General features: G+C 69.8%; 21 protein-coding genes. 17 read left to right on the top strand and 4 right to left on the bottom strand.

Annotated features, from left to right (window positions below; translation table 11 throughout):
• Nucleotides 1–24: 24 nt before the first annotated feature.
• From GTY47_RS22440 to GTY47_RS22410, 7 genes are all read left to right on the top strand, one after another.
• Entirely contained in the window at nt 25–363 is a 339-nt protein-coding gene (locus GTY47_RS22440; protein ID WP_010047315.1) for a 4Fe-4S dicluster domain-containing protein, read from the top strand.
• Nucleotides 350–2,269 carry a hypothetical protein gene (locus GTY47_RS22435; RefSeq protein WP_010047313.1) on the top strand — a complete coding sequence of 640 codons (1,920 nt, stop codon included), beginning with the start codon at nt 350–352 and terminating at the stop codon, nt 2,267–2,269. Before GTY47_RS22440 ends, GTY47_RS22435 begins: the two co-directional genes overlap by 14 nt.
• On the top strand, nt 2,262–3,530 hold the full coding sequence (locus tag GTY47_RS22430; RefSeq protein ID WP_010047312.1) for an ATP-grasp domain-containing protein: 1,269 nt from the start codon (nt 2,262–2,264) through the stop codon (nt 3,528–3,530). Before GTY47_RS22435 ends, GTY47_RS22430 begins: the two co-directional genes overlap by 8 nt.
• A gap of 154 nt (nt 3,531–3,684) precedes the next feature.
• The gene (locus tag GTY47_RS22425; protein ID WP_158688466.1) at nt 3,685–4,761 is read left to right on the top strand and encodes an ATP-grasp domain-containing protein; all 1,077 of its coding nucleotides are present in this window, start codon (nt 3,685–3,687) and stop codon (nt 4,759–4,761) included.
• A complete protein-coding gene (locus GTY47_RS22420; protein ID WP_010047307.1) occupies nt 4,761–5,993 on the top strand; it encodes an MFS transporter in 1,233 nt (410 codons plus the stop codon). Before GTY47_RS22425 ends, GTY47_RS22420 begins: the two co-directional genes overlap by 1 nt.
• 1 nt (nt 5,994) lies before the next feature.
• Complete coding sequence (locus tag GTY47_RS22415) at nt 5,995–7,239, top strand: ATP-grasp domain-containing protein (protein WP_010047305.1); 1,245 nt, start codon at nt 5,995–5,997, stop codon at nt 7,237–7,239.
• A gap of 14 nt (nt 7,240–7,253) precedes the next feature.
• Nucleotides 7,254–8,492, top strand: a complete 1,239-nt coding sequence (locus GTY47_RS22410; RefSeq protein WP_010047303.1) for a hypothetical protein — start codon at nt 7,254–7,256, stop codon at nt 8,490–8,492.
• 20 nt (nt 8,493–8,512) lie between these two features.
• On the opposite strand, the gene GTY47_RS41900 is transcribed toward GTY47_RS22410, so the two are convergent.
• Entirely contained in the window at nt 8,513–9,586 is a 1,074-nt protein-coding gene (locus GTY47_RS41900; RefSeq protein ID WP_010047300.1) for a LuxR C-terminal-related transcriptional regulator, read from the bottom strand.
• 208 nt (nt 9,587–9,794) lie between these two features.
• Between GTY47_RS41900 and GTY47_RS22400 the strand changes: the two genes are divergently transcribed.
• From GTY47_RS22400 to GTY47_RS22360, 9 genes are read left to right on the top strand one after another with little or no spacing between them, the layout of a single operon-like run.
• On the top strand, nt 9,795–10,559 hold the full coding sequence (locus GTY47_RS22400; RefSeq protein WP_010047298.1) for an iron-containing redox enzyme family protein: 765 nt from the start codon (nt 9,795–9,797) through the stop codon (nt 10,557–10,559).
• On the top strand, nt 10,556–11,830 hold the full coding sequence (locus GTY47_RS22395; protein ID WP_010047294.1) for an ATP-grasp domain-containing protein: 1,275 nt from the start codon (nt 10,556–10,558) through the stop codon (nt 11,828–11,830). Before GTY47_RS22400 ends, GTY47_RS22395 begins: the two co-directional genes overlap by 4 nt.
• 28 nt (nt 11,831–11,858) lie before the next feature.
• Nucleotides 11,859–12,404 carry a nitroreductase family protein gene (locus GTY47_RS22390; RefSeq protein WP_010047292.1) on the top strand — a complete coding sequence of 182 codons (546 nt, stop codon included), beginning with the start codon at nt 11,859–11,861 and terminating at the stop codon, nt 12,402–12,404.
• The gene (locus GTY47_RS22385) at nt 12,385–13,674 is read left to right on the top strand and encodes an MFS transporter (RefSeq protein ID WP_158688465.1); all 1,290 of its coding nucleotides are present in this window, start codon (nt 12,385–12,387) and stop codon (nt 13,672–13,674) included. The genes GTY47_RS22390 and GTY47_RS22385 overlap by 20 nt, the downstream gene beginning before the upstream one ends.
• 1 nt (nt 13,675) lies before the next feature.
• On the top strand, nt 13,676–14,959 hold the full coding sequence (locus tag GTY47_RS22380; RefSeq protein WP_010047287.1) for an ATP-grasp domain-containing protein: 1,284 nt from the start codon (nt 13,676–13,678) through the stop codon (nt 14,957–14,959).
• Nucleotides 14,956–15,804: a class I SAM-dependent methyltransferase gene (locus tag GTY47_RS22375; RefSeq protein ID WP_010047285.1), complete on the top strand. Its 849-nt coding sequence runs from the start codon at nt 14,956–14,958 to the stop codon at nt 15,802–15,804. The genes GTY47_RS22380 and GTY47_RS22375 overlap by 4 nt, the downstream gene beginning before the upstream one ends.
• Nucleotides 15,801–16,595 carry an isochorismatase family cysteine hydrolase gene (locus GTY47_RS22370; RefSeq protein ID WP_010047282.1) on the top strand — a complete coding sequence of 265 codons (795 nt, stop codon included), beginning with the start codon at nt 15,801–15,803 and terminating at the stop codon, nt 16,593–16,595. The genes GTY47_RS22375 and GTY47_RS22370 overlap by 4 nt, the downstream gene beginning before the upstream one ends.
• Before the next feature lie 48 nt (nt 16,596–16,643).
• Nucleotides 16,644–17,924, top strand: a complete 1,281-nt coding sequence (locus GTY47_RS22365; protein WP_010047279.1) for a glycosyltransferase — start codon at nt 16,644–16,646, stop codon at nt 17,922–17,924.
• The gene (locus GTY47_RS22360; RefSeq protein ID WP_158688464.1) at nt 17,921–19,117 is read left to right on the top strand and encodes an MFS transporter; all 1,197 of its coding nucleotides are present in this window, start codon (nt 17,921–17,923) and stop codon (nt 19,115–19,117) included. The genes GTY47_RS22365 and GTY47_RS22360 overlap by 4 nt, the downstream gene beginning before the upstream one ends.
• A gap of 274 nt (nt 19,118–19,391) precedes the next feature.
• On the opposite strand, the gene GTY47_RS22355 is transcribed toward GTY47_RS22360, so the two are convergent.
• The 3 genes from GTY47_RS22355 to GTY47_RS22345 form a co-directional block, all read right to left on the bottom strand.
• Nucleotides 19,392–20,312 carry a DMT family transporter gene (locus GTY47_RS22355; protein WP_010047275.1) on the bottom strand — a complete coding sequence of 307 codons (921 nt, stop codon included), beginning with the start codon at nt 20,310–20,312 and terminating at the stop codon, nt 19,392–19,394.
• Nucleotides 20,313–20,378: 66 nt separating this feature from the next.
• Entirely contained in the window at nt 20,379–21,170 is a 792-nt protein-coding gene (locus GTY47_RS22350) for a 2OG-Fe dioxygenase family protein (RefSeq protein WP_010047274.1), read from the bottom strand.
• 676 nt (nt 21,171–21,846) lie between these two features.
• A complete protein-coding gene (locus GTY47_RS22345; RefSeq protein ID WP_158688463.1) occupies nt 21,847–22,755 on the bottom strand; it encodes a LuxR C-terminal-related transcriptional regulator in 909 nt (302 codons plus the stop codon).
• Nucleotides 22,756–23,119: 364 nt separating this feature from the next.
• Here GTY47_RS22345 and GTY47_RS22340 point away from each other — a divergent pair, with 364 nt between their 5' ends.
• Complete coding sequence (locus GTY47_RS22340; protein ID WP_010047264.1) at nt 23,120–24,343, top strand: GNAT family N-acetyltransferase; 1,224 nt, start codon at nt 23,120–23,122, stop codon at nt 24,341–24,343.
• The last annotated feature ends 433 nt before the right edge of the window (nt 24,344–24,776 follow it).

Genomic DNA, 24,776 nt, shown 5'->3' with positions numbered 1-24,776 from the left:
CCGTATTCAGCGAAAGCGATGTCTATGCAGACCGAAGAGGCGTTCGTGACGCCCGCCACCTCGCTTGAGCAGCGCATCACGGAGCGCCGCCGCAACGATGAGTGGAAGAAGGAGCCCCGGCGTATCGAGGCGGCTGAGTGCATCGGCTGTGATTCCTGCATGCGGGCGTGCCCTCCTCAGTTCAGCGCCGTCTACAACCTCGGTCTCGACGTGGTGATCGTGCCCGAGCTCTGCAACGGCTGTGCGAAGTGTGTTCAGGCCTGCCCGGTCGACTGCATCTACCCCGATGCCGAGTGGCAGCCCACTGAGGAATCCCTGTGGACCTATGTCGAGGGTCAGGAGAACTTCCGTGCCGCGCAGTGAACCGACGGCGGTGATGGCCAAGAGCGCCAGACGGCTCGCGATGGAGGAGGCACGGCGAAGCAAACGGCCGAGCCGCGGTGACCGGCCGGCGGGGACCACCGAGCAGCCGGACCGTGTGCTGGACGGGGCGGGCTTCGAGCGCCTGCTGAAGCAGACGCTCGCCAGCGCCCGGTCCGCACCGAGCACGGCGGACATGATCGAGACCCTGATCACCCTGGGTGGTCACCTGAAACGTGAGGACGCCGACCGGTCTTCGACCCGTGCGGAGGCGGCGGCCATCCGCATGCTCACCCGTGCCGGCCGTGCGCCCGGCCCCGGGGAACCCGGTGGCACCGGGAAGCCCGGGAGCCACGACGGCGCGGTCTTCACCAGCTCGCTCGCGCTCACCCCGCACGGCAGGATGGTCGTCACCGTTCCGGGAAACCGCACGCTGCCCCCGGAGGCCGCGGCAACCGGTGTCGCGGCCCGCATCTCCTGGACGCAGGAAGACCTCGATGAGTACCGCACCCTGCTGCTGGAGGTGGACCGGCGGACGGCCCAGGAGACCGAGGAATGCCGGGCCCTGCTGGCGGAGATGGGAGAAGACGGGCGCAAGGCCGCGGTCGACACCATCCGCAACGCGGTCTTCCTCGTCCCGCCGGTCATGTTCTTCCAGGGATCCGCCGTCTACTCGAACCTGCGCGGCGACGGAAACCTGACGGGCAAGACGCTGCTCCCCACGCATCCCGACTGCTTCCTCCACCACCTCGACCGGCTTCCGCTGGAGCTGTGGCTGGACGAGGAGACCGTCGTCATCAGCTGTCTCTGGCTGCTGCACGCGTCAGGTGGGCCGAACCGCATCGAGAGTTTCAACGGCTACCAGTTGTCCCTGGACAACATCGCCGACAACTTCCGTGCGATGCGTGACGTCTACACCGAGGCCGACCCCGGGGCGGACGTGGCCGAACTTCCGGACGGTACGCCTCACGTATCGCAACTGCGTGACCTGGCACCGCAGTTGGCCCGGGCGCGAGCAGGCCTGGTCGACAACCGCCGGCTGCACTACGAGATCAACGCGACCACCCGCCGCAAGGCCGAGCGGGTGCTGCCCCGGACGAGCGGTACGAGCGCGCAGGAGCGGGGAATCTGCGCGCGTCTGTCTCCGCTGCTTCCGCGGTCGGCTTCCGACTTCGGCGCCGTGCTCACGGCACTGCGCGAGGACCGGGAATGGCTGGGACGCCCGTGCAACGGCTCCCCCACCGGTTTCGAGGCGCTGATCCACACCACGGTGGCCGCCAGTGTCGAGCTGTTCGGCGCCGACTTCGCGCTGAGCCGCGGTATCCGGTCGCTGCCCAAACTCGTCGACGCGCTCGACAGGCAGGCCTGGAAGGAGATCGTGTCCTGGGAGCTGCCGGAGTTCTACTGCTGCGTCGTTCCCAGCGCGAACGCGCTCGCCCTCCATGACGGTGACCGGGCCCGGGTCGCCGACTCCGCCTGGGCGATGTCGGCACGTATGCAGTACAACACCTGGCACGTCATGCCCGGCAACCTGCCCAAGGATCCCGCGGTGCAGGCCCGGGACTTCCTCGCCCCACACGCTCTGCCGGACATCGCCGTGCACTCCGACCTGCACCACCGAGGACACGTCGCGAACAACATCCGCTACTCGGCGCGCAGTCCGGAGCAGGTCATGGTCGCCGGCCTCGCCTTCAAGAGCCTGACCGACCTGCGCGTCATGCGGTGCGAGGGCGATCCCTTCAACCAGACCGAGCTGCTGGCGGTCACCCAGGTCGCCGGGTTCCTGGCAGGGGTCTCCCAGATGGTGGCCGAGGCCGCCCGGGACGGTCGACCGGTCGAGGTCACCGCCTTCGACCACCACTGGCACCGCAAGACGATCATCGACAACGTACTGGAGCATCATGTCTGAGTCCGCGAACGGGGACGTCATCGTCTTCCTCAACCTCCGCCGGACCCCCCTGGAACAGCGCGCCACTCTCACCGCCGCCCACCGTCTGGGCTACGGTGTCGCGCTGATCGCCGACAGCCCTCCCGCCGACCTGCCCCGGGAGATCGTCCGCGTCGTCCACAAGGTCGACACGTTCGACGACGCCGCAGTCGACGCAGCGGTCAAGGCCATCGCGGCCGACCACACGATCGCGGGCATCGTCACCTGGTCCGACCCGGGTGTCGAGTCGGTCAGCCGTATCGCGGCCGAGCGCGGCCTGCCCGCACCGTCCCCGGCCGCGGCAGAAGTCGCTCGCAACAAGTACCTGATGCGCCGGTCGCTCGCGGACCGCCCCGACCTCATCCCCGCCTTCGCTCAGGTCGTCACCTGGGACGAGACGGTCACGGCCGCTGCCCGGATCGGGTATCCGCTGGTCCTCAAGCCCGTCTCGGGCAACGGCAGCAAGGGCATCCACACGGTCCGGAACGACGACGAGCTCCGGTCCGCCTACGACCAGCTCTCCCGTTACGTGCGCCCCGACGTCGACCGGGTGTTCACCGGCCACTCCGGTGAGATCATCATCGAGGAGTTCCTGGTCGGCACCGAGCACAGCGTCGAGGGCTGGGTGCACCGAGGTACGGTCTACATCGCCGGTGTCACCGACAAGATCACCACACCGGACTACCACCTCGAGACCGGCCATCTCTTCCCCAGTGCCCTGGCACCCGACCGGCTGGAATCCGTGCACGATCTCACGCGGGCCGTCGTCTCCGCCTTCGGGATCGACGACTGTGCCTTCCACCTGGAATGCATGGTCCACCCGGAGGGCGGCGTGAAGCTGGTGGAGTGCGCGGCGCGTGGCGGCGGTGACTTCATCATCTCCCACCTCGTGGGCCTGGCCACCGGCGAGCCCTTCTGCGAGAACACCATCCGAGTGGCCACCGGCCAAGAGCCCGTCCTGGGAACGAAGCCCGCGCTCCACGCCGGCCTCACCAGGATCCTCGGCACACAGGAGGGCACCCTGCAAGCGATCGACGGTCTGGGCGAGGCGCTGACCGTAGCGGGTGTCGAGCACATCGCGATCGAACGCACCCCTGGCAACGCGGTGCGTGTCCCGCCCGCCGACTTCGTCTCCAGCGGCATCCTCTCGGTGATCGCAACGGGTGACTCCCGCGCGGCTGTCGAGGCCTCCCTCGAAGCCGCTGAGAAAGCCATCACCGTCAGGGTCTGCGATGCCGGCTGACGGCGCGGCCCCCACCGTTGTCGTCGTGGGGTGCACGACCGCCTCGCCACACGGACAGGACCAGATGCGCAGGCTGGCCGAGCAAGCGCGTGCCCGCGGCGTGCGTTTGCTCGGGACGGACACCGCGGCGAACCTGCGGTCAGGGATCTGGCGGATGCCGGCCGACGAGTTCACGGAACTGGAGTTCACCGACGCCGACGCCGACACGTGCCGGGCGTTCGCTGCGGCGCATCCCGAGGTGAGGGCGGTGATGACCCTGAAGGAAGCGGGGGTCGTGCCCGCCGCGCTGCTCGCCGATGCCTTCGGGGTTGCCGGAAACAGTGTGGAGGCGGCCCGCACCATCCGGACCAAGGATCTGTGCCGAACCGTGCTGCGCGCCGCAGGGCTCGACCAGCCGCGCTTCACGGTCGTGAGCGACCTGGCCGCAGCCAGGGCGTTCCTGGCCGACACCGACAGGGCCGGAACCGGGCCGTGGATCGTCAAGCCGCGTGACGGACAGGGCAGCGCGGGCGTTTCACTGGTGCGGTCGGCGGCCGACCTGCCCACCGCTCTCGCGCGTGTGGACAGCGGCCGGCCGTTCCTGATCGAGGAGTTCATCGAGGGTGATGAGTTCTCGGCCGAAGGCGTCATGGCCGGCGGGAACTTGCGGATCCTCACGCTGACGCGGAAACGTACCGGTGCCGGTTTCATCGAGACGGGGCACCGCACACCCGCCGGTCTGGCGCCCACGACGGACGCCGCCGCACGAGCCGCAGTCGTGCGCGCCGTCACGGCGGCCGGGGTCACCCACGGCCTCGTGCACGCCGAGTTCTGGGTCACCGGCGAAGGCGACGTCGTCCTCGGGGAGATCCATGCGAGACCGGGCGGCGACTTCATCCACGCCCTCGTCGAGCACACCCTGCCCCGCTTCGAGATGTTCGGAGCACTTCTTGACGACCTTCTCGGACATCCGCCGCAGGAGACCCCTCCTCAGTGTGGTGCGGCGGGGGTGGAGTTCATCGTCCTGGACGCCGGCCGCGTCCAGTCCGTCGAGGGGTGGGAGAAGGCCACGGACCAGCCCGCCCTGCTCGCCGCCGACCTCGACGTCCGGCCGGGCGACGTGCTCGCGGCGGTCGGTAGTTCCGCCGATCGGCACGGCGTCTTCGTGGCGGGTGCGGCCACAGCCGACGAGGTGGAAGCCGTCCTCGCCGGGGCGAGGGACAGCCTGCGGATCGAGATCGGGGCACCCTGATGGTGGAGAACGAGGCTCCCGCCCCTGCCGGGACGGCCGACCCGAGCGTGCGCTCCGTCGGCGCCACCATCGTGCTCGACTACCTGTTCTCCCACCTGGGCTACTTCACCCTGCTTCCCGTGCTGCCGGTGCTCATCCCCGAGCTGCATCCGGGCGTGGGCGCGTGGTGGGTCGGCGCGGCCCTGCTGATGCTGACGTTCGCCCTGCGCGGCGGTGCGTTGTTCGTCAGCGGGTATCTGCACCGTACGCCGACTCGCAGGGCCATGATCACCGGCCTTCTTCTCGCGGCGGTCGGATTCGGTGCACTGCCCGTGGCGCCGGGCGTCCCGGGCCTGTTGCTGTGTCTGGTCCTGGCCGGGCTCGGCATCAGCATCAACGGCCTGACCGCACGGGCATACGTCGTGATGGCCCTTCCGTCGGCCGGCGACCGTACCACGATCTTCTCCGGCATCCAGGTGGCGGTGAACATCTCGGCGGCCCTCGGCCCCATCGCGGCGAACTTCCTGTTCGCCGACGGGCATTACGGGTTGCTGGTGGCCTCGGTGGCGGTCCTGTACACGGCGGCCGCGCTCGCGGTGCTGTTCAGTGTCCCGGGCGGGCTGCGGCTGTCGGACGGGGCGAGCCGCCCCCCGTTGCGCCTGGGCCTTCTGAAGGTGATCGTCGCCGATCGACAGATCCGCCGGGTCGCGGTGGTGACCGCCGTCGGCTCTCTGCTGTACGCGCAGCTCTTCTCGGCGCTGGCCCTGCAGATCGCGGATCTCACCACCCGGCCCGCGCTGCGTGCGGCGTTCTTCACGGTGAATGCCGTGCTGGTGGTGGCCCTGCAGATACCCGTCACCGTGTACATGAGGCGGGGGATGGATCGCGGGGAGCCGGCTATGCGGTATCTGCTCATGGGGCTGCTCGCCTTCTCCTGCGCGTTCGCGGCACTCGGAGTGAACGGCGGCAGTCTCGTCGTGGCCTTCGCGGCAGTGGTGGTCTTCACCTTCGGCGAGACCCTGTTCACCCCGACGGTGAGCACGGCGTTCGCCGACTTCGGCGGGGAGCGGCCCGTCGTCGAGGTACTCAACCTCCGGCAGGTGGCCACCGCGGTAGGAGAGTCGGCCGGCTCGTTCGTCGGGGGCACCTTCTTCCTGCTGGCCGCCGCTCACGGTGTCCAGGCGGGCTTCTGGTACGCGCTGGCCGCCACTGGAGTCCTGACCGCACTCCTCATCCGCAAGGGAACGCGCTGACATGCACCTCCTGCTCATCGGCTACAACGACACGGCACTGGCCGCACTCGACGACTGCCGCCCGCCGGGCAGCGTCACCCTGATCGAAGAGAAAGACCTGTGGGACGCCAAGAACCTGGCGCCCAGGGCGGCGAAACACGCCTGCCTGGGCACCGTGCTCTTCGGCCGCTATCAGCAGGATGACCATTTCCTCGAAGCAGTGCGCACGGCCGGTCCGTTCGACGCTGTGGTCGCGGGCCTGGAGTACGCGGTCGTCGCGGCAGCGCAAGCGGCCGAACTGCTCGGCCTGGCGGGCGCCGGCACCGATGCCGCGATGATCCTCAGGGACAAACTGCGGCTGCGCGAAGTCACCTCCTCGGCCGGAATGACGGGTCCGGCCTTCCGCGAGATCCACTGCGCGGCGGACATCGCGGACTTCGCCCGGGGCAGGGCCTGCGTCGTCAAGCCGGCGGGCCGTCAGGCGAGCCTGGGCGTGCTCCTGCTCGAAGCCGGCGCCGATGTCGAGCAGGCCTGGCAGGACTGCAGTCAGGCCGACGAGGGGGTGCAGCTCGCCAAGCGGCCCATGGAATGGCGCTACCTGGTAGAAGAGCGCATGTACGGCCCCGAGTTCAGCACGGAGGCCCTCGTCCGCGAAGGTACGGTGACCTTCTGCAACCTCACACGCAAGTACACCCTGCCCGGGCCGAGCCCCGTCGAGACCGGCCACACCGTCGCGGGACGGACCGATCCGGTCTGGGCACGTGAGGTGCAGCGGCTGGTGGACGCGATCGGCTACGGCAGCGGCATTCTGCACGCCGAATGGGTCCTGACCGACGCCGGCCCACAGTTGATCGAGTGCGCCGGCCGCCCCCCGGGAGACCGGATCATGGACTTGATCGATCTGGTCTACGCGACGAACATCCACGACCGGTGGATCGGAATGCTCCTGGGCGAGGAATCCGGGCAGCACCAGGGAGAGCTGACCCCTCGGTGCGCAGCGGCGATTCGCTTCCTGACCGGTGCGGGTCCGGGCACCATCGATCACATTCAGGGCGTCGACCTCGCGCGCTCACTCCCGAGAGTGGAGCGCGTCGACATCAGCCGCAGCCCCGGGGATGTCGTCAAGGACGTGCGCTCTTCCTGGGACCGGCTGGGTCTGGTCATCGCCACCGGTGCGACGGCAGCCGAAGCGGAAGCGGCAGCGGACCGCGCTGCGTCCTCCGTGACCATCAGCATGCGCGAAATCTCGACTGTTCACAATTCATAGACTTCTGTCGATACATGTCGACGCAGGAGACGTTTGCCATGTCACTGACGATTGAATCTCCAGGGGAAGCCCAGCTCGACGGGACACCTGACCCCCGCGAATCCATGCGCGTCCTGCCCCGCTTCCTCCAGTACCCGCTGACGGTATTCACGGGAAAGCCGTTACGCGGACAGCGGCCCTTCCGGTGGTGGACCCCTGAGTACCATCTCGCGCAGGCATTCCTCGCCCCCGTTCTGGGTGTTGCCCTCGGCGCAGCCGCGTGGAACGCATCCGGATGGTGGCTTCTGCTGCTCCTGCCCAGCTGGGCCATCACACTCCACGGCATGCGCAACCTGCGCATGCTGATATTTCACCAGTGTTCCCACCGGAACATGTTCCGGCGGCGCAAGCTGGACACGGCCATCGGCGCTGCCATTTCGAGCCTGCTGATCGTTCAGCATTACCAGCGTTACAGCAAGGAGCATGTGAGTGACCACCACGCGGCACACCACATGACGCTGCGCGATCCCACTGTCCAGGCGTTTCTGATCACCCTCGACCTGCACCCCGGTATGACGCGTCGCCAGATGTACCGGCGGGTCGTCGGTAAGGCGTGCTCGCCGCTCTTCCACGCCGCGTTCGCATGGGGTCGGGCTCGGTCCTTCTGGCACGGCTCGATGCTGGGTGAGAAGGTCACCGCAGTCGTGCTCTACGGGGGCACCGTGGCGGCCACCGTGGCGACCGGCGCTTGGTTGGCGTTCCTGGTGATCTGGTGTGTTCCGCTCATCCCGCTCTTCCAGCTCAGCAACATGACCCGCCTGTGCTGCAAGCACACCTTTCCCGCCCCTGGTGTCGAGGTGAAGCGCGGGAGGGAGTACTTCGGTTCCCTCACCAACGCCGTGTTCCTCGGTGAAGCGGCGCCGGCCCCAGGCCTGGGTCTGCTGCCGGGGGCCCGCGCCTGGGCGAGGTGGACGCTGCGGATGGCCTTCCTGCACGCCCCCATCCGGTTCTGCGTGATCACGGCGGACACGCCCACACACGATTTCCACCACAGGTATCCGTCGCACAAGGATTGGGCGAACTACCTTTTCACCCGCCAGGAAGACATCGAAAAGGGAAGCCCCGGCTGGCCTCCCTACACCAGCGCATGGGGCCTCAAACAGGCCATCGACCTGGTCTTCGACTCCCTTTCGCAAGCGGACCCGAATGAATTCGACGTCAGCCGCATCCGTGACGTCAGCAAGCGAGAGCTCTTCGCCGCCTTCGACGACTGATCGGCGCCCGCCGGGGCGGCCTACGCGTCGCCCTCGTCCGGCTCGTCGGTCTCGTCCGGCTCTTCGGACTCGGCCGCGGTCACCGACGGCGGGACCGCGTCGCCGTACTGGTGCAGCAGATAGCCGGCGTGGACGCGGCTCCGCGCGCCGATGCGTTCCATGATCTTGGCGATGTGACGCTGACAGGTCCGGACCGACATGCCCATACGACGGGCGATCACCTTGTCCGGCTCACCGAGGACGAGGAGGCGGATGATGTCCTCCTTCGTCTTGTCGGAGGTGTGGATTGCCTGGTCGCGTCCGCGGTTGACGGGGAACGGCTCGCCCTGTCCCCACAGGAGCTGGAACGCCGACACCAGGAACGCCACCACGCTGGGCTCCCGGATCACCAGCGCGCCGCCCGGGTTGCCCTTCTGCTCGATCACCGCGATCTCGTCGTCGAAGGCGATCATCCGCATGAACCCGTCGCCCAGCGTGCGCACTTCGGCTCCGAGCCGCGTGGTCATCTCGACGTAGGCGACGGTGCTCTCGCTGAACTGCGCGGTGTGCTGGTACAGCGTCCGCATCCGCACGCCCCGGCGCAGCAGGGCCTCGTCGCGGGTGATGGCCTCGCGCAGCACTTCCTCGTTGCGGCCGCCGCCCGGCTGGGAGCTGAGCACCTCGGACCGGGCCTCGGCGGCGAACCGGTTGAGCTGCTCGCGCACGGCCGCGACGTCGTGCAGCTGCTCGAACAGCGGCCGTCGCAGGCGGCGTTCGAGGCCGCTGTCGTACACCGGGGAGAGGGTGTCGCGCAGCCGGTCCGCAGCGGCCCGCAGCAGTAAGGCGCGGTGCATGACGGGCTGGACGAGTTCCTCGGCGGCGGCGTCGGGCGGGGCCGCGACATAGCGGCCCTCGGCGCCCTGCACCGGCAGCAGCAGCCTGCGCCGCTTCAGGCTCTCGACGGCCGCGGCCAGCTCGGCACCGGAGAAGCCGTCCAGGGGCAGCGACTCGCCGGCCCCTATGTCCGCTTGGCCGACCGCATAGGAATACACGGCGAGTTCCGGCTCGGTGAGCGGAGACAGGATCGATGAGTCGGGTATGCCGTACGCATCCACGTTCGTCCACCCCTCCGAATCGGCACCTGCGCAATAAGTATACGTACGGTTGATCTTCGATCGGTTCCCGAGGTGCCAGAGTTGGGGACGACTCGCACCACCGGGAATTTCAGGGGACCAGGCAGTCGGGACCAGGTGCGCGAATCCACGGGATAAACCGAGCATCACGAATGCGTGCAGGTGCCCGACATCCACGAAGGGACGACTCATGACCGCCACCCGAATGGAGCTGCGTACAGATGTCGCCGAGAAGCGCGTACTGGACCTCGCGGAATCCGTGTACCGCCACGCGGCTCTGAACAACGCCTTCTACGACCTGTGGCAGTCCACCGAACTGCCCGCCGACCAGGTGGAGACGGTGGCCCGCAACTTCTACGCGCAGGTCTCCCCCACGGTGAACAGGCTCGCCCTGGTCTTCCTCCGGATGTCGCCGGACGACCTGGTGGCTCGCGCAGAGACGATCGAGAACCTGAACGACGAGATGGGCGGGGGCGACCCGAAGAAGGTCCACACCGTCCTGCTGAAGAGCTTCTTCTCCGCCCTGCTGTCCCGCATCCGCGGCCGTCAGGTCGACTTCGACGACATCGACCCCACCGTGCTGCCCGCCACCCAGCGCCTGGTCGACGAGGGCGCGAAGCTCTTCGGACACGAGAACGTCAAGGTCGGCTGCGGCGCGCTGCTGGCCCAGGAGTGGCACGCCTACGCCCAGCTCGTCCGCCTCTACGAGGGTGCCCGCAACTACATGCACCACTTCGCCCTGGAGGAGTTCCACGAGCACTGCGAGTTCTTCTACCTGCACATCGGCGCGACCGAGAAGGAGCACAAGCTGCACGCGGTCTCCAGCTCGGCGGCGCTGTGCCGGACCGAGGAGGACCTCGCGGCCCTGGAGCAGGGGTTCACCGGTTACCTGGACCTGCTCGCCGGCTTCTGGAACGAGCTGGCGGACGCCGTGAGCGCAGAGCCGCGCCCGTGACCGCCGTCCCCCGTTCCGTCGTCGCCATCGTCGATCCGCTGCGCGCCGGAACCAAGCTGGGTCAGCTCTTCAACGGCCTGGGGCACCGCTGTGTCGCCGTTCTGACCGAGGAGAGCGACTCGGAGTTCTGGCGGGCCTCCTTCCGCCCGGAGGACTTCCTGCTCACGCTGCACGAGGCGGACGGCATGGACGCCGTGCTGCGGGGCCTCGGGGAGTACGACGTGGCCTGTGTCGTGCCCGGCGGCGAGTCGGGCGTGGCCCTCGCCGACCGGCTGACCCCGCACTTCCCCGGGATCCCGGCGATGGCACCGGGGACCGCCCACGCCCGGCGCGACAAGTACCACATGGCGGAGGCCCTGCTGAGCCGTGGCCTCGCCGCCATCCCGCACTGCCGTACCTCCGACGCCGCGACCGCCGTGGAGTGGTATCGCACGCGCACCGACGGCCGTGCGGTGGTCAAGCCCCTGGCCGGCACCTCGGCCGAGGGCGTGCGGTTCTGCGCCTCGGAGGAGGACGTGCGCGGTGCGTTCGCCGAACTGCGCGGTACGGTCAGCCTGTTCGGGCAGGTCAACGACGAGCTGCTGGTCCAGCAGGACATCGTCCACAGCGGCGGGGTCGAGTACACCGTCAACTCGGTGAGCTCGCGGGGCGAGCACCACGTGACCGATGTGTGGCGGATGCGGCGGCAGATGGTCGACGCCACCGCCGTGTGCGTGTACTCCGACCTCGTCCACCCGGACGAACCGGAGTACGAACAGCTCGAGTCCTATCTGCGGGACGTCCTGTCGGCCCTCGGCGTCGACAACGGCACCGCGCACAGCGAGATCATGCTGACTTCCGGCGGGCCGGTGCTCATCGAGACCGGTGCGCGTGTCGAGGGCGCCTGCGACCCCGGTGCCGTGCTCACGGTGTGCGGACGCAGCCAGAACTCCCTGCTCCCGCTGAGCTACTTCGACCCCGAGGGCTTCCGGCACGCGACCCGCCGGCCCCGGCCGGAGCCCCGGCTGCACGCCCGGCACGTCTATCTGCTCAGCCCCGCCGAGGGCAAGGTGGTCCGCCCGCCCGACCTGAGCGGTATCCGTGCCCTGCCCTCCTTCTACGGCATGGACACGACCCTGGACACCGTTCCCCTCCTCGAACGCACCGTCAATCTGGCGACGTGTCCGGGCAATCTCTACCTGGTCTCGCCGAGCCGGGAGCGCATCGAGGAGGACTACGCGGCGCTGCGCCGCCTGGAGCCGGACCTGTACTCCGGCATGCTCACCGACTGACCCGAGACACGCGGACGAGGAGAGACCTGTGGACATCATCACGGCCGTGCTCACACGTCGCAGCGCTTCCGCGCTGGGCGCTCCCGCGCCGGGCGACGAGGAGTTCCGCTACCTGCTCAAGGGCGCCGCGACCGCGCCCGACCACGGGCGGCTGCGCCCGTGGCGCTGGATCCTGGTGCGCGGCGACGGCCTCACCGCGGTCGCCGACTGCCTCGCCGACGAGGACCCGGCCGCCGACCGTGAGCAGCTCGTCTCCTCCGTCGTGCGCGCCCCGCTGAAGGCCATGCTGGTCTTCACCCCGCACGTCGGCCACCGCATCCCGGAGTGGGAACAGCTCGCGGCCGCCAGCACCATGACGTACAGCCTGATGCTCCTGCTGCACGGCCGGGGCTACAGCAGCAAGTGGCGCACCGGCCGCCTGTGCACCTCCGAGGCCCTGCGGGTCCGGCTGGGGCTGGCCGAGCAGGAACGGCTGCTCGGCGCGCTGGACATCGGCACGCCCGACCCGTCGGCGGTGCCGTCGGCGCGGCGTGCGCCCATGGACGTCAGCGACCGTGTCGCGGTCTTCGGCTGAGCAGCGGCGCCGGGTGCCCTGGCGCCGGGGCGCGCCGGGCGAGCCGGGCGGGGTGGAGCGCTACCGGCGGCTGCTGACGGTGCCCGGTCTGCGCACCACCCTGGTTCTCGGCCTGCTCGTCAAGCTTCCGGTCATCGCCATCCCGATGGTGCTGTCCCTGCAGGTGTCGCTGGGTCTGGGGCGGAGCCTGAGTTCCGCCGGCGTGGTGACCGGGGCGTGGATGCTCGGGGTGATGGCGGGCGCGCCGCTGGTGGGGTGGGCCGTCGACCGGGCCGGGCTGCGGCCCGTGCTCGTGCTCAGCGCCGCCGCGCAGGCCGTCTTCTGGGCGGTGGCGGCCGGGCTGTCCCATCCGGCGCTGGTGGCCGGTGCGCTGGTGTCGGGCGTGCTGCTGGTGCCCGGCTCGACCGTGACCCGGTTCGTGATCTCCGCCGACGTGCCGCCGGAGCACCAGCAGGCGGGCTTCGCCCTGGACGCGGTGACCAGTCAGCTCTCGTATCTGGCCGGTCCCGCGCTGGGTGCCGTGCTGGCGACGCAGACGTCCACCACCACCGCCGCGTGGGGCCTGGGGTGTGTGCTGGTGCTCGGTCTCGCCACCTTCGCCGTACGCGCGCGGGCCGGCGAAGCCGTGCCGGACACCGCGGACGGCGGTCCGGGCACCCGCGCCTCCGCGCCCGGAACGGCCCCGGCCACCGGCAAGACCGAACTCGTCGCGCGCTTGCTGCCCATGCTGATCTGCGGCTTCGCGGCCGGGCTGGTGTCCTCCGGGTTCGAGCTGTCCCTGCTCGGCGTGATGCGCGAGCAGGGCGAGGTGCACTGGGTCGGACTGCTCATCACGGCCTGCGGGGTGTACGCGGTGGCCGGCGGGGTGCTGTACGGCGCGCTGCCGGCCACGCTGTCACCGGTGGCGCCGGTGCTGCTGCTGGGGCTGGCCACGGTGCCGCTGGGGCTCGTACCGGACTGGCGGTTCCTGCTCGCCGCCGTTCTGCCGGCGGCGATGCTGTCCGCGGCCTCCTTCGCGGCGACCGCCACGGCGTGCGGCCGGCTCGCGACGGCACACACCCGTGGTCGCACGGTCGGCCTGTACGGCGCCGTGGTGGCAGGGGGCAATGCCGCGGGCGCCCCGCTGGCCGGGCTCACGGGCGCGGCGGGCGGCCCGGCCACCGGGTTCCTCGCGGTGGGCTCGACGGCGATCGTCCTCGCGCTGCTGGCGTGGCTCCTGCGCTTCACACGCGTGTCCTCCCTCCGTCCGCTCGTCTCGCAGGAAGGCTGAGATGCCCGACTCCCCTCTTGTCGCCGTCGTCGACTCCTATGGACTGTCCAAGGTGCTGGTCGACGAGTTCCGCAAGCGCGGCACGTCCGTGGTGCGGGTACAGAGCACTCCGGAGGTGCCCGCGGCCTACCGCGGGCCGTTCGACCTGTCGGACTACGTGGCGAACATCGTCCACCAGGGCGATCTCACGGCCACGGTGGCGGCCGTCGCGGCGCACTCGCCCACGGCGGTGGTGGCCGGCGGGGAGATCGGTGTCGAACTGGCCGACGCGCTGAGCGAGGCACTCGGCCTGCCCACCAACGGCACCGCCCTCAGCGCCGCGCGGCGCGACAAGTACGTCATGATCGAGACGATCAGACAGGCGGGCGTGACCGGTGCCCGGCAGCGGCTCGTGCGGACCGAACAGGACGTGCGGGAGTGGCACCGGTCCGTCGGCGGCCGGATCGTCGTCAAGCCGCTGCGGAGCGCGGCCGGCGACGGCATCGCCTTCTGCGACAGCCCGGACGAGTCCGCGGCCGCCGTGGCGCGGATCGTCGGCAGCGAGAACGTCTTCTCGATGCCCAACACGGCCGCCGTCGCCCAGGAGTACCTGCGCGGCACCGAGTACATGGTGAACACGGTGAGCCGGGACGGCAGGCACCGCGTCTGCGAGATCTGGCGCACCACCCGCATCACCGCCAACGGTGTGGCCGACCTGTCGGACACGGTGTACCTCATGCCACGTCACGGCGCGGCGCAGGAGCAACTCACGGCGTACGCCGGTCAGGTGCTGGACGCGCTCGGCATCCGGCACGGTCCCGCGCACGTCGAGATCAAGCTGACGAACTCCGGGCCGGTCCTGGTGGAAGCCGGCGCCCGCATCGGCGGCGCCAACCTCCCGCACTACGCGCAGATCGCGCGCGGGCAGTCGCAGCTCGACTGGACGGTCGAGGCGTACCTGCGGCCCGAGCACTTCCTCGCCCACCACCGCGACGACGACCCGCTGCAGCTGCACTGCGCCTTCGTGGGGCTGGTCTCGCCGTACGCCGGAACGCTCCGCGCCTACCGCGGCCTGGACGCGCTGCGCGATCTGGAGAGCTTCCACGAGATGCGGGTCGCGGTCACCCCGGGCGGACGCATCCGGCGCACGGTGGACGACCTCAGTTATCCGGCGGTCGTCGTCCTCATGCACGAGAGCGAGGAGACCGTGCTGCGGGACGCCAACACCATTCGCTACCTGGACGGCCCGTCGTTCTACGACGTGGAGCCCGTCACCACACACGACACCGCAGGGGACCGCCGATGACCTCCACCGCCGCACCGACGGCACGCCACTGGGCCGAGCGCTGGGACCGCCAGCAGGAGGCCTTCCTGCCCGAGCGCGAGGAACAGTTCACCGCGATCATCGACGCCGTCGAGGAGATCAGCGGCCGCCCGGATCCGCTCGTCCTCGACCTCGGATGCGGGCCGGGGTCCATCGGAGTACGGCTGCTGGCGCGCGTCCCGGACGCGACGGTGGTCTCCGTGGACGCCGACCCGCTGCTGCTGGAACTCGGCCGGGCCGCCCACGGCGGCGTGCGCGGGCTGCACTTCGTCGACGCCGACCTGCGGTCCCCCGGCTGGGTGGACCGGCTCGGTCTGGAGCGGCAGGCCGACGCCGTGGTGAGCAGCACCGCGCTGCACTGGCTGGACCCCGCGACGCTGGTCGCGGTCTACACGGCGATGACCAAGGTGCTGCGCCCGGGAGGCATCCTCCTCAACTGCGACGAGCTGGAACGGGACCGCGAGGCCTCCCCGGTCCTGTCGCGGCTCGACCGTTCCCTGCTCCGCCGCGAGTACGCCCGCCGCTTCCCGGAGGGACGCGGGGACGGCTGGTACGAGTGGTGGGAACAGGTACAGGCCGAGCCGGCGTTCGCCGACGCCGTGGCCGAGCGCAGGCGTCGTGGCTACGACGGGGAGAACCACTCGGACCTGTCCGCCGGGTTCGGCATCCACCTCGACGCGCTCGGGCAGGCCGGGTTCGCGGAGGTCGGCACGATCTGGCAGCGCGGCGAAGTGCGTCTGCTGTGCGGAGTGACCGACTCGCCCGACAACGCCCTGGCGTTCGACGACCCCGGCACCCACAACCACGCCGCGGGAGCACACCCGTGACCACGGACGTCATGCGGCCGCTCGGCCCCACCGCCGCCAACAGCTGGCAGGCCTCGGGGGCGCACGTGGACCTGCGGCGTCCGGTGCCCGCGCCGCGCCCGGTGACGGTGCCCGCCGCGCCCCAGCGGCTCACGCTCGACCTGGCGCGCTGCGCCCTGGTCGTCGTCGACATGCAGAACGACTTCTGTTCGCCCCGGGGCTGGCTGGCCTCCATCGGCCTGGACGTCTCCGGCGCGGACCGGCTCATCGCCTCCATCGCCGGGACGCTCCCGGCCCTGCGGGACGCCGGAGTTCCGGTGATCTGGCTGAACTGGGGCAGCCGCCCGGACCGCGTCAACATCCCGCCCAACGTGCTGCACGCCTACGACCTGGCGGGCACGGGCGGCGGCATCGGGTCGGTGCTGCCGGGCGGCGACAGCCCGGTGCTGGAGGAGGGCAGTTGGGGCGCCGCGGTGGTGGACGGCCTGGAACCGGACGCGCGGGACATCCGGATCACCAAGCACCGCATGAGCGGTTTCTTCGACACCCCGCTCGACTCCGTGCTGCGCAACCTCCGTGTGGACACGCTGCTGTTCGCGGGGGTCAACGCCGACCAGTGCGTGCTGGCGACCCTGACGGACGCCGCGTGCCTCGGGTACGACGCGGTGCTGCTGGAGGACTGCGTCGGCACCACCTCCCCCGATTTCTGCCTGCGGGCCACCCTCTACAACGTCGAGCGCTGCTTCGGATTCGTGGCGCGCGGCAGCCGGCTCGTGGCAGCTCTGGACACCCCGGACGGTGACCCGGCGTAGCTCCGCCGGGTCTCCGTGGCCGTACCCCCTCAATGATGCGGAGGAGAAGTGGGCAAGGCTCTCGTGGTCACCTCCATCGACGGGCTCGCGACCGTCGAGTGCGGCATCGCCAGCGTCGTTCACTGGTTCTTCGAGGAGATCGACGCCATCGTCGAGAAGGTGCCGCGTCTGCTGCGGCAGGACTGGTCGCTGTACGCGATCAGCCCGCGCATCGATGCAGCCTGCTCCGACTTCTCCCCCCGTGTGCACGCCTTGGTGTCCTCGGCCTGCGCGGAGCACGGCGGCGAGTTCCTGTGGGCCGAGGTCGACGACCCGTCGAGCCTGCGAGCGGTGTGGTCCCTCGGCGATCCGCGGCGCTGGGAGCGCATGTGCGCCTCGGTCGCCGGGCAGGTCCGCGCCCTGGCCGAGCGCCACGACCAGGTGACCGTGCTCGCGCACGGCATCATGCTGGCTCCGCTGCGGGACTGTCTGCGCGACCTCGACCGGGTGCAGATCGTCTTCGTGCCGCACACGCTGGGCCCGGTCTTCCAGGACCAGGTGGTGAGTGACCGGGCGGTCTTCGAGAAGCGCGGGTTCGACGCGATGGCCGAGTTCGCGCAGGACCGGATCGGTTGCATAGGGCCCTACTTCGAGGAGATTCTCCGCACCGGCTACGGCCGCACCTCGGCTCAGCTGGCGCCCTTCGTCAACGGCATTCCCGCCGGCTCGTTCCGCTTCCCCGCCGAGGTGCCCGCCGCGCGGCGCCGGGAGCACCTGGAGCGGGCCGGGGTGCCGCTGGACAAACGGCTGGTGTTCTCCTGGGGGCGGTGTGCCTGGCAGAAGGGGTTCGACGCCCTGATCCCCGCGTGGAGCGACTTCCGGGAGCGCTCGTCCGACGACTGGCACTGCGTGCTGCTGATGCCGCAGGAGGTGTCCGCGCCCGAGTACGTCGCGCTGCTCGACGAACAGCTCGCCCACGTGCCGTCCGGTTCCTGCACGGTGATCCGGCGTTTCGACCCCTTGCTGCCCTACTACCTCCTGCGCGAGGAGGCGTTGGAGATCGTCGTCTTCGCCTCCCGGTTCGAAGGGGCGCCGCTGAGCCTGCTGGAGACACTGCGCTTCGGTTCGCCCGGGCTGCGGATCGCCTGGCACGACATCCCCTCCCTCGCGCAGTTCCTTCAGGGGGCGGGGCCCACCTTCCGGTTCGGCTCGCTGGAGCGTGCGGACATGGTGGAGTCGCTGCTCCGGGCCAGGGACAGCGAGGGCGTGACGCTGCCCGAGTCGCGGGTGCAGTCCTTCGCCGACAACACGGCGCGGGGGCTGCGGGACGTGCTGCGCTGGTGGACGTGACTGCGCCGGACGGCGCCGGGGCGGGTGTCGCGACGCTCCGGCCGGCCCGGATGATCCGGCAGACCAGGGCGGTCTACTTCCTGACCAGTTATCCGCTGACCTCCTGGTTCAGCGAGACGGCCCGGGTGCACGACCGGTTCACGGTGAGCGACGGCGCCTGGGGCGTGCTGCTCATGACGGCACCGGCCGTCACCCTGGTCACGGCCCGGGCCTACCCCCGGCTGGTTCCGCGGCGGCTCGCCCACCGGGCCCTCGCACTGGCCCTGGCGGGCATGACCGTGACCGTCTTCGGCATCGGCCTGTGCTCCTCGGTGCCACTGCTCTGCTGCCTGCTGGTGCTGCTCGGGGTGGCCAACGCCGTGCTCCAGGTGGAGGGCAACAGCCGGGCCCATCTGATCGAGTCGCTGACCGGACGCCGGGTGTTCGCGTCCTGCCACGGCTGCTACTCGCTCGGCGTGCTCGCCGCGGGCCTGACCGCGTTCGTGGTCTCGGCCTGGCGGCTGCCGGCCGTCGTGCACTTCTGGGTGGTCCTGCTCGTCGGGGTCACGGGGCTGTTCGCCCTGCGCATCGGGCCGCTGGCGGAACCGGCCGCGGACGGGTCCGGGGCCGGGCCGGACACGGCACCGGCGGATCCGGTGGGAGTGCGCTTCTCCATGCCCGTCCTGATGGCGCTGTCCTTCGTGCTGCTGGGGATGGAGGCCGCCGTCAACGCCTGGCACGGCACGCTCGTCGACGAGGGCCTCGGCTTCGACGGCTACTCGGGCGCCGTCTACGCGGCCTACGCCCTGGGCGGCATCGCGATCCGCTTCACCGGCGACCTGGTCAGGGCCCGATGGGGGACGCTGGCCGCGTTCGTGGTGGCCGGCCCGCTCGCCTCGCTGCTGCTGTTCGCCGCGCTGGCGGGACGGCAGCGCCTCCTCGTGCTGGCCGCCTTCCTGGTGCTGGGGGTGGCGCAGGGGATCGCCTATCCGGACGTCCTCAAACTGGCCGCCGAACGGGAGCCGGGCGAGGCCGCGAGCCACGTGGCACGCGTGGTCACCGCCGGCACGGTGGGCGTGCTGCTGGCCAACCCCCTGATGGGCTGGGTCTGCGACCGCTTCTCGGTCGTCGGCGCCTACGCCGGCCTGGGCGTGCTGCTCTTCGTCACCGCCGGCTGGACCACCGTCCGTTACGTCCTGGCCCGTCGCACATGACGTCGCCCCGCCGACCCGGTCGGGTCGGCGGGGCGGGCGAAGCACCCTGGTCGGCGCCTTACACGGACGGTCCGTCCGCGGCGCCGGCAGGCCGATCTCGGAATCCGCTCCTTATCAGAGCGAAGGAATACCCCCAGCCGGTGTCCTGGTCACTCTGCGGCAGCGCGGACGGATGCGCGGCTCGGGCGGTGGGGGGAGTAGCGACCGGGTAACGACATCTGGCAAGCATCGTTCCTCTTGGGTTCTCGAGATGGTTCGGATCGGTATTGCGGATTCAGTGACTCTGCCGGTTGGCGACCAGTCCGGCGCCGACCAGCGAGACCAGCCCGCCGATCACTCCGAGCGTGCTCGGGAGTTTGTCGACCCAGAGCACGGACATCACGATCGTGATGGCGGGAAGTGCGTAGAGCGACGAGGTCGTCGCGGTGACGCTGAGGTGCGCCAGCGCCATGTTCCAGAGCAGATAGGCCACGGCACCGGGGAAGATGCCCAGGTACACCAGGAGCAGGATGCTGCTGGTGGGAGCCGAGGCGAGGGACGACAGGGCCTGTCCCGCGTACGGCAGCAGCATGACGGTTCCGGCCACGGTCACCCACGCGTTGAGCGCGTGCGGGCTGTAGCGCTCCAGCAGCGGCTTGGACAGCACGAAGTACAGGCACTCTCCGACCGTCGCGGCCAGGACGAACAGCGAACCGTTGTTGATCTGCACGCCGCCGCTCTGGTCGGCGAACAGCATCAGCACCACGCCGGCCGCTCCGATGCCGACGCCGAGCCAGCCGCGCCCCGCGACCCGCTCACGCAGGAGCAGCCACGCCAGCAGGATGCTGAAGACCGGCGCCTGACCGGCGATGAAGCTGGCCGTGCCGGGAGTGACCGACTGCTCGCCGTAGTTGATGCCCAGGCTGTAGACCACGACGACCAGGAAGGCGGAGGCCACGATGGGCCACACGTCCCGCCGGGCGGGAACCTCCACCTTCTCCCGGCGCCGCCGGCTGTACGCGAGCCACATCAGTACGGCGACCACCGAGGAAACCGCGTAGCGCACGAGTGAGATGGCACCCGGTGTGAAGTCCGCGAGCGCGGAGGAGATCCCCACGAAGGCCGAGGCCCACAGGGTGAGTGCGCCCAGCAGGGCCAGCCAGACCGTGAGCGGCGGCGCTGATCGAGCCGGAGCCACGGTTTCCTCTACGGTCATTCGATTGATTCCTGTCGTAGAACCGGTGTGCGGCCGGTCGTAAAGGGCCGCACACCGGAGGTACAGCTAGATGTGGGGGACGTAGGGCGTGAAGTCGATCAGCAGGATGGCGCGTTCGCCGGGGCGCGGCTCGTCTCCCCTGCACACCGGGCTCACGTAGTGGCTGACCTTTTCGTCGTAGACCGCGTAGGAATCCAACGGGTTCTCCAGGGTGAACTCCGCCTGGCGGAGATCGGCGGAGATCTCTTCCGGTTTCATTCCGGCGCAGCGCGGAGGCGCGATGACATTCACTCCGCCGACGACGTTGTCGCGGTTGATCAGGTGGGCGAAGGTGAAGCGCTCGCCGTCCTGGTGCAGGAAGTCCGGGGAGGGCACGGCCCGTTCGCCGGCCTCTTCGACCCGCAGGGTCAGGAAGTGGATGCCTATGTGCACCGGGCCTTGGCGGAGCTCGTCCAGCCACAGCGCCTGCTCGGCGTCGAACAGGATGATCTGCCTCAGCAGTTCGTTGGCCCTGGCCTCGGCGGGGACCGCCGGGAACCGGCGGCGCGCGCCGCGGAACTCCGGGTTGAAGTCCCCCTGGAAGTACTCGGTGGCCTCGCCCAGCTCGGGGTCCTCGACCGGCGGGAGCCAGGTGAGGTTCCCGCTCCACGGTACGTAGACGGCCCGGCCGTAGCGGCGGTACCGGTTCGCGTTCGGTGCGTAGGGGTCACTCGGCATCCCCACGAACTGTTCCTGTAACTCTTCGAGGAGGCGGTCGGCGTCGTACTCGGCGACCCTTTTCCGGAAGTCCTCGGCAGCGTACCGAGCGAATCCGGCCTCGCTGAGCTCGGTCGCCTCGACCGGGCTCAGTGTTTCCATGCTCATGCTTTTCCCATCTATTGGCACAACGGGTGGTGACACCTAGTCCGCTCCGGACGGCCCGTCGCTGTGCAGCGTCGGCGACCTATGCCGAAGCGGTGCCAAATGGCTGGAGATGTCGAACGGCCGCCTCGTGAGCAGGCCGGAATCAGCCTTCAGGGATCCCCCGTTTCACATTGTCACCCACTGGCATTCGCCAGGCGCAATCTGTAACTGGATGTTAGGCGCATATTTCCTTGAGTGGCAACAGCCTTCCGGACAGTGGACACACGTAATCAGCCACCCGGTACAGGATCGGACACAACATGACTCCTTGCTGGGTATGGGGCGATTCTGCGGTTGGTGACACGTGCACCTCTGCACGCCGCTTATGCAGTTTTTGGACATGTTGCCGAGCATGCGCCATTGTTGATCTATGAACTGCCGGTAACCCAGGCATCCTCATTGCGCTCGTCCGGAACCTGATCCCAGTAACCGCTGTACATGCTCGACCCAGCAGGACAGAGTTTCCGGCGATGCACACCGTCATCCGGGTGTGACATAGACAACTCACAGAGGGCAGACGCACGTATGCCGTGCACGACGGCATGAAAGAGGGGCCGGCGCATTTTCTCGAACGTTCCGAAAACCGGTCGTCCGACCGCATCAGCCGGGCCGAGTCACCGGGACCGGCCGCCTACAGGGACTGGCCCGCCTCGTCCCGGTCGGCACCGGCATCGGCATCGGCCGTGAGGAGACCGGACGACGCGAGCAGATAGCCCAGATGGGTCCGGTTGCGGGCGCCGAGGCGTTTCATCAGCTTGGCGATGTGGCCCCGGCAGTTGCGCTCACTGATGCCGAGCCGCCGGGCGATGGCCGCGTCCTTCTCCTCGTGCAGCAGCAGACGGGCGATGGACTGCTGTATGGCCAGGACTATTCCGTCCTCGGTGCGGCTCTCGTAGGCCGAGCTGAACGGCACGGCGGTGAGCCAGACGCGGTCGAACGCGCCGACGAGGAACGCCACCACCGCCGGGTCCCGGATCATCACGGCGGTCTGCTGGTCCTCAGGATCCGGGATGAAGGCCACCGTCCGGTCGAAGACGATCAGCCGCTCGAAGAACTCGGCCAGCGTGCGGACCTCTCCGCCGAGGGCGGTCACCTTCTCCACGTAAGCCTGGGTCGGCGCACTGAAGCGTGCCGTGTGCTGGTAGATGGTGCGCATGCGGACGCCGCGCCGCAGCATCGCGATGTCCCGGGGCAGCGCCTGCTCCAGGACCTCCGGCTGCCGCGGCCCCCTGGGCTGTGCGGTCGCCACGCTCTGCCGGCATTCGGAAGCGGCGGCGGTCAGCAGCGCGTTGATCTCGCGCAGGCCGGTGATCCGGCGCAGTCCGTCCCCGCTCTCGCTGCTCTTGCCCAGGGCCTCCTGCACCTCCCACAACTGCGTCAGCCCGGCCCGGACCTGTCCCACCTTGCTCTGTATGGCGCGGACTTCCTCCGCGAGAGTGGCGAGGGACAGGGCGTCGGCCGTCTGCTCCGGATACGGCCAGGACGCCGTGGTACCGCGCTTCAGCAAAGCGTCCGATTGGCGAGCTTCATTCGAGAACATCGCGCTTCTCCCCCATTCACGATCATGCTGTGCACATACCTGACTGCCCGAACTCCGGCACCCGGTGCGAGGGGTGCGGGAAGCTGACTCAGTTGAACGGTAAATTCCCCGAACCCAGGCCATGTGCACGACCGACCGCGGAATCATCGCATGAGGCGCTGTCCATATCCCGACCCCTATTAACACTCCGTCGGGCGAGTCACAAGGGTATGAGTCAGCCATTCCCAGGGGCTTTCCAGCACTGGTTTCCGGCCACTCCCCAGGAAGGGGAATGGCGTGAGGCCCTAAGGTGGACCGGGCCTCTCGGAACGTCAGCCCGAGGTCCTGGACACGCGAACCGACAGGCGAGGAGCACTGCGTAGCGATGACTGTGGACGTTCTGCACGGCGTGAGCGACATTGCCGCCGACGACTGGGACGCACTCACCCGCGACCTCGACATCGACGCCGACCGGGGCTATCTGCGTTTCCGCGAGTATCTCGAATCCGGCCAGAGCCTGGTGGTGACGGAACGCGGTTCCGGTGAGCTGCGCGGCGCGCTGCACGGCGCGCTCACCACGTCCCGTACCGGTATGGCCAGCCACCCCTGGAAGTTCGTCGGCTCGCCGTCGGTGCTGCGACTCGCCGAGGACGATCCGGATGCCGAGCGGGTGCACCGCACCCTGCGGGATCTCGCCGGCGCCGGGCAGCGGGAGGCGGCGGACGACGCGGAGCCGGTCTGGCAGGTGCTCGACCGGCGGTTCGGCTCCTGCTACGTGATCCGGGGCTTCGACAGCAGCGAGCTGATTCTGCGGCCCGGACTGGATGCCGTCGAAGCCGAACAGGTGACGAGACGGCTGATCGAGAAGGCGCGGTCGGCGGCGCTGGAGCACGGTGCGGGAGCCGTGGCCTTCCCGTTCGTCCGTCCCGGGGACAAGGTGCTGCGCGGTGTACTGGCCGAGTACGGCTTCCGCAGCGGGGTCGTCACCGCGGCCTCGGCCTTTCATCTGAACGGCTGCACCACGTATGAGGAGTACCTGGAGCAGTTGCCGAGCCGGCGCCGCCGCAGGTACCGCCAGGAGGAACGGCAACTCCTCACGTCCGGCCTGTCGACCGGCGAGACGGACCTGATCACGCACGCGGAGCGCATCGCCCAACTGGAGGCCCAGACACTGGCCAAGCACGGTGGGCGTCCCGACCCGGCAGCGATCCAGCGGGCCCGCACGGTGCTGGCGGAGGCGCTGCCGGACGCGGTCCGGGTGCCCGCGGTCCGACGGGACGGCGTCCTCATCGCCTGCGCACTGCACCTGCTGGGCCGGCGCAGCAGCCTCTTCATGGCCTACGGCTGCGACTACGACGTCACGGACCGGGGTCCCTCGTACCCCTGGTCCTGCTTCTACCACCCCATCCGTATGGCCATCGAGCACGGGGCCGAGACGGTACGGCTCGGGCTGGAGGGGTTCGAGGCAAAGGCGCAGCGGGGGGCCGTGCCGGAGGAACGTGAGATGTGGATCTGGACGCCCGACCCGGAGGCGGGCGAACGCGTGGGCGCCCTGCTGGAGTTCCTCGACACCAGGAACACGGCGTACCTGGCACGCTTCTCGGGCTGAAGCCGTGACCCGGCCCGGGGGTGACTCCGGCTCGGCCTTCAGGCCCAGTTTCTTGGGTCCTGCCGACGAGCCGGCGCACGGGTGGCGTGCTCATCTCGACCCACCGGACGGACACGGCGGAACGCGGCGGCCGACAGCGCCATGAGGCCGCCGCACCTGCCGGCCGAGCGGGGGCCCGCCGCGGCAGCGGCCGAAGGCCGGAGAGAGCATCCGTGCCGCTGAATACCACGGACACCGCGCTCCGCCGCCCGGGCGGAGGCGACGCCCAGGGTGCCCTGGCCGCCCCCTCCGCCCGACGCACTGGCACCGTCCCGGGAAAACGGGGACAGACGAGGCGGCGACCGACGCAGCCCACAGGTCCCACGGTGATCGACCAGCCCCGGTCCGCCAGCCCACAGGGCGCGGGGTTACCGAACACCCGACCAACGTCGGC

Origin of the sequence: Streptomyces sp. SID5464 (genome assembly GCF_009862985.1) — a bacterium.
In the GTDB taxonomy this organism is placed as follows: Bacteria; Actinomycetota; Actinomycetes; order Streptomycetales; family Streptomycetaceae; genus Streptomyces; species Streptomyces chartreusis_D.
The sequence above is the reverse complement of the archived record's forward strand: the minus strand, read 5'-3'. Positions and strand labels throughout refer to the sequence as shown.

Excerpts from the sequence above, each read along its gene's own strand:
- GTY47_RS22350 (WP_010047274.1), bottom strand. The coding sequence starts at position 21,170 with ATGGAAACACTGAGCCCGGTCGAGGCGACCGAGCTCAGCGAGGCCGGA.
- GTY47_RS22340 (WP_010047264.1), top strand. The coding sequence starts at position 23,120 with ATGACTGTGGACGTTCTGCACGGCGTGAGCGACATTGCCGCCGACGAC.
- GTY47_RS22410 (WP_010047303.1), top strand. The coding sequence starts at position 7,254 with ATGTCGACGCAGGAGACGTTTGCCATGTCACTGACGATTGAATCTCCA.
- GTY47_RS22415 (WP_010047305.1), top strand. The coding sequence starts at position 5,995 with ATGCACCTCCTGCTCATCGGCTACAACGACACGGCACTGGCCGCACTC.
- GTY47_RS22380 (WP_010047287.1), top strand. The coding sequence starts at position 13,676 with ATGCCCGACTCCCCTCTTGTCGCCGTCGTCGACTCCTATGGACTGTCC.
- GTY47_RS22430 (WP_010047312.1), top strand. The coding sequence starts at position 2,262 with ATGTCTGAGTCCGCGAACGGGGACGTCATCGTCTTCCTCAACCTCCGC.
- GTY47_RS22400 (WP_010047298.1), top strand. The coding sequence starts at position 9,795 with ATGACCGCCACCCGAATGGAGCTGCGTACAGATGTCGCCGAGAAGCGC.
- GTY47_RS22355 (WP_010047275.1), bottom strand. The coding sequence starts at position 20,312 with ATGACCGTAGAGGAAACCGTGGCTCCGGCTCGATCAGCGCCGCCGCTC.
- GTY47_RS22425 (WP_158688466.1), top strand. The coding sequence starts at position 3,685 with ATGCCGGCCGACGAGTTCACGGAACTGGAGTTCACCGACGCCGACGCC.
- GTY47_RS22420 (WP_010047307.1), top strand. The coding sequence starts at position 4,761 with ATGGTGGAGAACGAGGCTCCCGCCCCTGCCGGGACGGCCGACCCGAGC.
- GTY47_RS22375 (WP_010047285.1), top strand. The coding sequence starts at position 14,956 with ATGACCTCCACCGCCGCACCGACGGCACGCCACTGGGCCGAGCGCTGG.
- GTY47_RS22440 (WP_010047315.1), top strand. The coding sequence starts at position 25 with ATGCAGACCGAAGAGGCGTTCGTGACGCCCGCCACCTCGCTTGAGCAG.
- GTY47_RS22345 (WP_158688463.1), bottom strand. The coding sequence starts at position 22,755 with ATGTTCTCGAATGAAGCTCGCCAATCGGACGCTTTGCTGAAGCGCGGT.